The organism is Plectonema radiosum NIES-515 (assembly GCF_025753815.1).
GTDB classification, from domain to species: Bacteria; Cyanobacteriota; Cyanobacteriia; order Cyanobacteriales; family Nostocaceae; genus Hassallia; species Hassallia radiosum_A.
On record NZ_JAOWRF010000168.1, the window covers coordinates 1 to 1,540 of the forward strand.

The following is a 1,540-nucleotide window of genomic DNA, read 5'->3' on the forward strand; positions in this document are numbered from 1 at the left end:
TTGAAGATGCAGGGGATGCTGTTAACAGAACAATTAATTAATTAAAGAAGCTGATCAAATAAAGTTCTCTTTCCGAACAGCTTTAAAAACGTTCGTAGTAGCAATTAATAAATTGCGGCTACGAATATTTTTGATTCATAATTTGTAGAGACGTTCCACCGGAACGTCTCTAGTAGGAATTAGAAATTTCATATTAATAATTCACGCCATTTTTTGTCTGCCAATTGTGTAATACCATCTGGTGAATTTCCCGCCAGGGAATATTATGTTTTCGCGCTAATTCGGCACAATCTTCATATTCGGGCTGCACGTTTGCCCTAACTTCTTTCCCCATCCATGCAACTTTCACGCGGACGACACCATATTGAGTTTCTACTTGTTGAATTTCCCGCTGTAAAATAGCACGTTGTTGAGTGGAGCGACGAATTCCTAAAGTGGTAGTTTCACGAAATAAAATGGCTTCACACTTAAGTAAATTTTCCGGATGGCAAATTACAGTTAGTAGAATCCCAGGACGGGATTTTTTCATGCCGATCGCACAAGTAAATACATCCACAGCACCAGCGGCAAATAACCCTTCAAAAACATAACCGATCGCCTGGGAATTTAAATCATCAATTTGAGTTTCTAATATTGATATCGTTTCAATTAAGGTAGAACTTGTACTTTCACCCAGCCAAATTTGTAAAATATTCGGAATCGGTAAATTAATTGAACCCGCTCCCAATCCGACTTGTTTGATTGTCATTGGTGGTGGAGCACCAAAATCAACCACTAAAGTAGTAGCGATCGCAGCTCCTGTGGGCGTCACCAATTCCTTGTCAATGCCGTTACTATAAACCGGACAACTCCGCATTTCCCATAACTTCAACACTGCCGGTACTGGTACAGCCATCTGACCGTGTGCAGCGCGAACCGTTCCCCCACCAGTCGGTAACGCCGAGCAGTATAGTAAGGGCATTCCTTTTTCGTTGCTATCAATGCCCAACCAATCCAACCCAAGACTTGTACCGACAATATCAACGATCGCATCCACCGCACCCACTTCATGAAAATGAACTTTTTCCGGTGCAATACCATGTACCGCTCCTTCTGCCACTGCTAACTGCCGGAATACCGCCAAACTCCAAGCTTCTGCTCTTTTTGGCAACTCTGAAGAAAGAATCATCTGCTCAATTTCTGGCAGATGGCGTCCATGATGGCGATCGTGTTCATCCTCATGATCGTGGTGGTGAGTTAAATCTACATGAACTTTAGTTGCTTGCTGACCATTACGATGAACAAATTCTGCTCTTAACTTATACTCATGCTCAATTCCCAACTTATTCAGTTTTTCCATTAAATATTCTTCCGGAACACCTAGACTTACCAAGGCTCCCAGGCACATATCACCAGAAATACCCGTCGGACATTGAATGTAAGCGAATTTACTCATATTTTTTCCTGATAATTTAATTATTAGTCAACACTCAACATTCAACAGTCAATAGTTATCCCCCTTCTCCCCCCTTTCACCCCCTCCCCCCTCCTCTTCCCCCCC

Annotated in this window: 1 protein-coding gene; it reads right to left on the reverse strand. The window is 42.4% G+C overall.

What is annotated here, in order from left to right:
- Positions 1-193: 193 nt before the first annotated feature.
- A complete protein-coding gene (larC, locus tag OGM63_RS11050) occupies positions 194-1,435 on the reverse strand; it encodes a nickel pincer cofactor biosynthesis protein LarC (protein WP_263745584.1) in 1,242 nt (413 codons plus the stop codon).
- Positions 1,436-1,540: the final 105 nt, after the last annotated feature.

Bases quoted from the DNA above. Each gene is read 5' to 3' on its own strand.
- larC (WP_263745584.1), bottom strand. From the start codon at position 1,435: ATGAGTAAATTCGCTTACATTCAATGTCCGACGGGTATTTCTGGTGAT.